The organism is Rhizobacter sp. (assembly GCA_021153565.1).
Classification (GTDB): domain Bacteria; phylum Pseudomonadota; class Gammaproteobacteria; order Burkholderiales; family Burkholderiaceae_C; genus Albitalea.
In genome coordinates, this window is sequence record JAJKJU010000172.1 from 1 (window position 1) to 6,891 (window position 6,891).

6 protein-coding genes are annotated in these 6,891 nt (G+C 62.5%); 2 read left to right on the plus strand and 4 right to left on the minus strand.

Annotated elements, in window-relative coordinates; translation table 11 throughout:
- Positions 1-263 (minus strand): hypothetical protein (locus AC30NL_RS10510; RefSeq protein WP_489463949.1); only part of this gene is annotated, 263 nt, incomplete at its 3' end.
- Between the two features lie 57 nt (positions 264-320).
- Between AC30NL_RS10510 and AC30NL_RS10515 the strand changes: the two genes are divergently transcribed.
- The gene (locus tag AC30NL_RS10515) at positions 321-1,592 is read left to right on the plus strand and encodes a Glu/Leu/Phe/Val family dehydrogenase (RefSeq protein WP_489463950.1); all 1,272 of its coding nucleotides are present in this window, start codon (positions 321-323) and stop codon (positions 1,590-1,592) included.
- 57 nt (positions 1,593-1,649) lie between these two features.
- On the opposite strand, the gene ubiA is transcribed toward AC30NL_RS10515, so the two are convergent.
- Positions 1,650-2,543 (minus strand): 4-hydroxybenzoate octaprenyltransferase, encoded by an 894-nt coding sequence (gene ubiA / locus AC30NL_RS10520; protein ID WP_489463951.1) that lies wholly within the window; start codon positions 2,541-2,543, stop codon positions 1,650-1,652.
- 145 nt (positions 2,544-2,688) lie between these two features.
- A complete protein-coding gene (locus tag AC30NL_RS10525) occupies positions 2,689-4,308 on the minus strand; it encodes a peptide chain release factor 3 (RefSeq protein WP_489463952.1) in 1,620 nt (539 codons plus the stop codon).
- A 157-nt stretch (positions 4,309-4,465) separates the two neighbouring features.
- Between AC30NL_RS10525 and AC30NL_RS10530 the strand changes: the two genes are divergently transcribed.
- Positions 4,466-5,983 (plus strand): Fic family protein, encoded by a 1,518-nt coding sequence (locus AC30NL_RS10530; RefSeq protein WP_489463953.1) that lies wholly within the window; start codon positions 4,466-4,468, stop codon positions 5,981-5,983.
- A 114-nt stretch (positions 5,984-6,097) separates the two neighbouring features.
- On the opposite strand, the gene AC30NL_RS10535 is transcribed toward AC30NL_RS10530, so the two are convergent.
- Entirely contained in the window at positions 6,098-6,703 is a 606-nt protein-coding gene (locus AC30NL_RS10535) for a DJ-1/PfpI family protein (protein ID WP_489463954.1), read from the minus strand.
- Between the last annotated feature and the right edge of the window lie 188 nt (positions 6,704-6,891).

The following is a 6,891-nucleotide window of genomic DNA, read 5'->3' on the forward strand; positions in this document are numbered from 1 at the left end:
AGCGCAGCCATAGCCCGGGCTATGGCGAGCATTTGCAACGACGAGCAGGGGTCTTTTGGCGTGATGAGCGGGCATGATCGAAATACTCTCAGCCTCTCAGAAACATTGCCCATCTTTTCGCATGAATCCGAACCGATGCTGGCGGCCTCATGCCCGGCCCGCTGCAAGTCATGCAAACCATGCATGGCGAATGGTGAATAAATCGGCGGGTTGACAACTACAGTCTCAGGCCATGCAGGCGGTACGCCGACCGGCCTCGTCATGGGGCGGGTCAACAAGGCGCTCGCCGTCTCGCCAAACACACTTTCGCGGAGACATCCATGAGTTACCTTTCCTACGTCGCGCCTACCGCGACGAGCCCTTGGCACACCTATCTGTCGCAAGTCGACCGCGTGCTGCCTTATCTGGGCCCCCTGGCCCGCTGGTCTGAAACCTTGAAGCGACCCAAGCGCGCCCTGATCGTCGACGTGCCCATAGAAATGGACGACGGCACAGTCAAGCACTTCGAGGGCTACCGCGTCCAGCACAACCTCTCGCGCGGACCGGGCAAGGGCGGCGTCCGTTATCACCCCGACGTGACCCTGGAAGAAGTGATGGCCCTGTCGGCCTGGATGACCATCAAGTGCGCAGGCGTTGGCCTGCCCTACGGTGGCGCGAAGGGCGGCATTCGTGTCGATCCGAAGACCTTGTCGCAGAAAGAGCTCGAGCGCATGACTCGTCGCTACACCAGCGAGATCGGCATCATCATCGGCCCGCAGCGCGACATCCCGGCGCCGGACGTGAACACCAACGGGCAGATCATGGCCTGGATGATGGACACCTACTCGATGAACACCGGCGCAACGGCCACCGGCGTGGTCACCGGCAAGCCCATCCACCTGGGCGGATCGCTGGGCCGCGTGAAGGCCACCGGCCGCGGCGTGTTCGTGACAGGCCGTGAAGCCGCCCGGCGCATCGGCATGCCCTTGGACGGCGCACGCATCGCGGTGCAAGGCATGGGCAACGTGGGCAGCTCTGCGGCCGAACTGTTCGTGCAGGCCGGCGCGAAGCTCGTCGCCGTGCAGGACCACACTGGCACACTCGTGAACCCCAAGGGCTTCGACATGGCCGACACCATCGCCACGCTCAAGCGCGATGGCGGCATCGGCAACTACAAGGGCGCTGAGCGCGTCGACAACGAGTCGTTCTGGGACGTCGACTGCGACATCCTGATCCCGGCCGCACTCGAAGGCCAGATCACGCAGGACCGCGCCAACCGGATCAAGGCCAAGCTCGTGCTCGAAGGCGCCAACGGCCCGACGTTGCCGGAAGCCGACGACCTGCTGAAGGAGCGCGGCGTTCTGGTCGTGCCGGACGTGATCTGCAACGCGGGTGGCGTGACCGTCAGCTACTTCGAGTGGGTGCAGGACTTCTCCAGCTTCTTCTGGACCGAAGACGAGATCAACGTGCGCCTGGACAAGATCATGGTTGATGCCCTGAAGCACATCTGGGACACGGCTGACAAGCACAAGATCACGCTGCGCACTGCGACGTTCGCCGTGGCTTGTGAGCGGATTCTGATGGCGCGTGAAGAGCGCGGCTTGTACCCCTGATCGGATGCTCGACACCAGCTTCGGGAGAGGCTGGTTGTTGCGCGGATGATGTCCGGGCTACGAAATGAAGTGCCGCAGGGTGGAGTCGACGACAAGCCCTGCGAACACTGCAAAGCCCACCCAATGATTCAGGCGAAAACTCTTGAAGCAGCCATCGCGTGAGCGCTCGCGAATCAAGGTGAAGTGCCATGCCGCCACGGCTGCGGCCACTGCAATGCCGGCGGCATACGCCCAGCCGAATCCGATCTGCGCACCGAGCACCGCCCACACCGCCAGATACGTCGCGTAGAACAGCATCACGCCTGCCACGTCGAAGCGCCCGAGTGTGATTGCCGAAGTCTTGATGCCGATCTTCAAATCGTCATCGCGATCCACCATCGCGTATTCGGTGTCGTAAGCCAGCACCCAGAACAGGTTGCCCAGCAGCAACCACCATGCAAGGGGCGGCACCTCGCCGCGCACCGCGGCGAAAGCCATCGGAATCCCGAAGCTGAATGCCACGCCCAGCACGGCTTGCGGCATCGAGAAGAAACGCTTGGTGAAGGGGTAGAAGATGCTCACCGCCAGCGCCGCGAAGCTCCAGGCAATGGTGATCGCATTTGTCGTGAGCACCAGCGCGAAAGCGATAAGCGCCAGCACCGCACCGAAGATCAGCGCCGCTTTCACGCTGATTGCCCCGCTGGTCACAGGCCGCTGCGCCGTGCGCTTCACATGCTTGTCGAAGTCACGGTCCGCCACGTCGTTGACGGCACAACCAGCACTTCGCATCAGAAAGGTGCCGAGCCCGAAGACGATGAGCAAATGCCAGCCTGGAAATCCGCCCGCGGCGATCCACAAGGCGGCGAGCGTGGGCCACAGCAGCAAGTAGGTGCCGGCGGGGCGGTCCCAGCGGATGAGGTTGAGATAGAGCGAGAGACGGGGCGACGCACCGGATGCGGATGGAGTGGACATGTTGTCTTGTAGCGCAAGCCGACTGCCGAGTTCCGATGTGGCTCGGAACAACTTTCCCACATCCTTCACGCTGCACACGCCCCGTTCGGGAAGGGTCAGCCCGAACGGAATCTGGGAAGTGATGTCGGGCCAAATCCTTCGTCAGTCAACCGTCCAGATGCTTTTGGAACACCAGCCCCGCGTGCTCGCGCAGCGCGTGAAACTTGATCTTCGGCCAGTTCGCCTCGATGGCGCGCAGCTCGGGTGCGTACTCCACCAGCACTGTCGGCGCATCGACCGCGTCGTGGGCAACGCGATGCGAATTGCCGTCGATGAAGCGCTTGAGTTCGTTGGCGTCGTCGCAGGTCACCCAGCGCGCGACCTGGAAGCGTGAGGGCTGAATGCGTGCCTTCACGCCGTACTCGTGTTCGAGCCGGTGCGCGACGACTTCGAACTGCAGCTGGCCGACAGCGCCCAGCAGCAGCATCGATCCCGCCACCGGTCGGAAGACCTGGATCGCGCCCTCTTCGCCCAACTGCGTGAGCCCGGCCTTCAACTGCTTGGTACGAAGCGGGTCCGCCACTTCGACGGTGCGGAACATTTCCGGTGCGAAGAAAGGCAGGCCGGTGAACTGCAGCGATTCGCCCTCAGTGAGCGTGTCGCCCAACTGCAGCACGCCGTGGTTCGGGATGCCGATGATGTCCCCGGCAAAAGCTTCATCGAGCAGTTCGCGTCGCTGCGACAGAAACGACACAACGGTGTTGGGCCGCAGCTCCTTGCCCGAGCGCACGACCTTCAGTCGCATGCCGCGTTGGAAGTGCCCCGAGGCCACGCGCACGAAGGCGATGCGATCGCGGTGCGCCGGGTCCATGTTCGCCTGAATCTTGAACACCACGCCGCTGAACTTGGACTCGTCGGGCTGCACCTCCCGCTGGATCGATCCGCGGGATCCGGGCGACGGTGCCAGGTCGACCAGCGCATCCAGTACTTCGCGTACGCCAAAGTTGTTGATGGCCGAGCCGAAGAACATCGGCGTTTGCTTGCCGGACAGAAAGTCGGCTTCATCGAAAGAGGGCGCCGCCATTCGAACGAGTTCGATGTCATGCTTGGCGTGCTCGTACTCGGCGCCGAATCGTTCGGCATACACGGGGTTGTCGATGCCCTGCAGGATTTCGTCGTCGAAGGTCTTGCGGCCCTCTCCTGGCGAGAACACGCGCATCTGCTCTTCGCGCAGGTCCATCACGCCATGGAACGACTTGCCCATGCCCACTGGCCATGTGAAGGGCACGACGCTCATGCCGAGCTCGCGTTCGATCTCGTCCATGAGCGCAAGCGGCTCCTGCACTTCGCGGTCCATCTTGTTCACGAAGGTGAGGATGGGCGTGTTGCGGGCGCGGCAGACTTGCAGCAGACGCCGCGTCTGCGGCTCGACGCCATTGGCGGCATCGATGACCATCAGTGCCGCGTCCACCGCGGTCAGCACCCGGTAGGTGTCTTCAGAGAAATCCTGGTGGCCTGGGGTGTCGAGCAGGTTGATGACGCAATCGCGGTATTCCATCTGCATCACCGACGACGCCACCGAGATGCCGCGCTGCTTTTCGATTTCCATCCAGTCCGAGGTCGCATGGCGCGACGCCTTGCGCGCCTTCACCGATCCTGCGATCTGGATCGCGCCCGAGAAGAGCAGCAGCTTTTCAGTGAGCGTGGTCTTGCCCGCGTCGGGGTGGGAAATGATGGCAAACGTGCGTCTCCGCCTTACTTCATCGAGGATCTGACCGTTAGCCATCACTCACTTTTCCATCGTATGTACACAGCTATGTACGCCTTCCCAAGGCCGCTCCTGAGAGCGGATTTGCATAATAACCTAAAAATGGCTTGACATCAAACCCTAGAACTTATACAACGGCAAAGCCTAAAGATTGCAAGACAGGATTCCCTAGTACATGGCCACCCCGGCGGACAAGCTCGCCCAGTCTCTCGACACTCTGAAAGCTCTTCAGGACGCGAAGGCTGTTGCCATTCGGGCGTCTGACCTCACGCGCGTCCACCGGGAGCGCCTGCTCAAGAACGGCTTTATCCGCGAGGTGATGAAGGGGTGGTACATCCCCATCCGACCTGATGGGCCCGAGGGAGAGAGCACCGACTGGTATGCCTCCTTCTGGCCCTTTTGCTCCGCGTACCTGACGGAGCGTTTTGGGGAAGATTGGTGCCTGGGTGCCGAGCACTCGATCGCCCTGCACACGGGCAACTGGAACGTGCCGCGCCAGCTTCTTGTGAGGGCGACACGTGGCGGCAATAAGCCGACAGGGTTGCTGCACGACACATCGATCTTTGATTTGCGCCTCGAAGTCCCCACACCAACGGACATCCAAGTCGTCGATGGTCTGCGCCTGATGCGCTTGCCTGCGGCGCTGATCAGTTGCGCGCCCGGACACTTTGCGGCGTATCCCGTCGAGACGCGGGCGGCGCTCGCCATGATTGCCGACGCCTCCGACGTTCTGAGCCGCCTGCTCGACGGCGGACATAGCAGCATCGCTGGTCGGCTTGCCGGGGCCTTCCGCAACATTGGACGGGACCAGATCGCAGAGACGATCACCGCGACGATGCGAACGGCGGGCTACACGGTCAACGAAACCGATCCCTTCAATGATCGCCCGCTGGTCGCCATCGGACAGCGGGAGACTTCCCCTGCTGTAAATCGGCTGCGCATGTCCTGGGCTGAGATGCGAGATGCGGTACTCGAACGTTTCCCGCCACAGCCCGGCATCCCTGCCGACGTAGCGGCATATCTGCGCGATGTCGAAGATGTCTACGCAGCCGATGCCTACAACTCCTTGTCGATCGAGGGCTACCGCGTCAGCGCTGAACTGATCGAGCGTGTCCGCTCGGGCAACTGGAATCCGGACAATAGCGCAGACCGCGAGCATCACGACGCGCTCGCTGCGCGCGGCTACTGGCAAGCCTTCCAGAAGATCCGGGACTCCGTGAGCCGGGTTCTACAAGGGGCGAACGCAGGAGACGTGGCGCAGGCCGATCACGGCACTTGGTACCGCGAAATGTTCGGCCCCAGTGTCACAGCGGGCATCTTGAAACCTGCTGATCTCGCGGGTTATCGCAGTGGCCCTGTATTCATCCGTCAGTCCATGCATGTGCCACCCCGCAGCGAAGCCGTGCGGGAGCTAATGCCCGCCTTCTTTGATCTCTTGGGCGAGGAGCGCGAAGCCTCTGTGAGGGTCGTGCTCGGCCACTTCTTTTTCGTGAACATCCATCCATACTTTGACGGCAATGGCCGTATCGGTCGCTTCCTTATGAATGCGATGCTGGCGTCAGGAGGCTACCCGTGGACGGTCGTTCCGCTGGCCGAGCGGACACGCTACATGAACGCGCTTGAGGCTGCGAGCGTAAGCCGGGACATTCGACCTTTCGCAGAACTTCTCGGCGATCTGGTGGGTCGTCGCTAGAACCCGTGCTGATCGCGATCATCGGCATCATGGTCATGGGCCGGCTTCGATGGCTGACCGCAGGCGCCAAGCCGCCCGGCAAGATGCGCTACCAAGCTTCGAGTTCGAAGGCGGCTACGAATGCACGAGGAAAGGCTTGACCACTTTGAGCAGGCGTGCGACGTACTCTTCCTTCTCGCCCACCGGCGCTGCATAGAGCAAGGCCTGCGTCGTCGCATCGATTCCGGCGCGGCTTGCCATCATCCACGCGGCCAGGTATTGCGACGCGAGACAGCCGCCGGCGGTGGCGATCGGACCGCGTGCATGAAACGGCGCGTCTACCACCCGCACGCCAGCTTCCACGAGCCACGGCTTGGTCGTGAGATCGGTGCAGGCAGGGTTGTCGGCCAGCAGCCCCAGCCGAGCCAGCAGCAAGGTGCCCGAGCACTGCGCCGCGATGAGCTGCCTCAGCGGGTCCAATTGCAGGCGATCGAGCAAAGCGCTGTTCTCGGCGATGGCGCGCGTGTAGAAGCCGCTTCCGAAGATGACCGCATCCGCCTTGTTCGCGAATTCGAGCGGCTGCTGCGCCTCGACGACAAGCCCGTTCATGGACGTGACGCGCGCACCAGGGCTCGTGATTTCCGCCTTCCAGCCCTCGGCCTTCAGGCGGTTCAGGAGGCCCATCGCGATGAAGGAATCGAGCTCGTTGAAGCCGTCGAAGGTGAGGATGGCGATGCGCATCGGTCTGCCTCGGTGGTTGGATGGCGGGGCAAGTGCGGAACCCGCCCCTTTGAGGCTCAGAGGCTGAGAGTTTTTCGAGCGTGTCCAAGCAGCGCGTCAAAAGGCACCTGATCTAGGCGCAAAGCACAGCCATAGCCCGGGCTATGGCGAGCATTTGCAACGACGAGCAGGGGTCTTTTGGCGTGATG

Excerpts from the sequence above, each read along its gene's own strand:
- AC30NL_RS10515 (WP_489463950.1), top strand. The coding sequence starts at position 321 with ATGAGTTACCTTTCCTACGTCGCGCCTACCGCGACGAGCCCTTGGCAC.
- ubiA (WP_489463951.1), bottom strand. The coding sequence starts at position 2,543 with ATGTCCACTCCATCCGCATCCGGTGCGTCGCCCCGTCTCTCGCTCTAT.
- AC30NL_RS10525 (WP_489463952.1), bottom strand. The coding sequence starts at position 4,308 with ATGGCTAACGGTCAGATCCTCGATGAAGTAAGGCGGAGACGCACGTTT.
- AC30NL_RS10530 (WP_489463953.1), top strand. The coding sequence starts at position 4,466 with ATGGCCACCCCGGCGGACAAGCTCGCCCAGTCTCTCGACACTCTGAAA.
- AC30NL_RS10535 (WP_489463954.1), bottom strand. The coding sequence starts at position 6,703 with ATGCGCATCGCCATCCTCACCTTCGACGGCTTCAACGAGCTCGATTCC.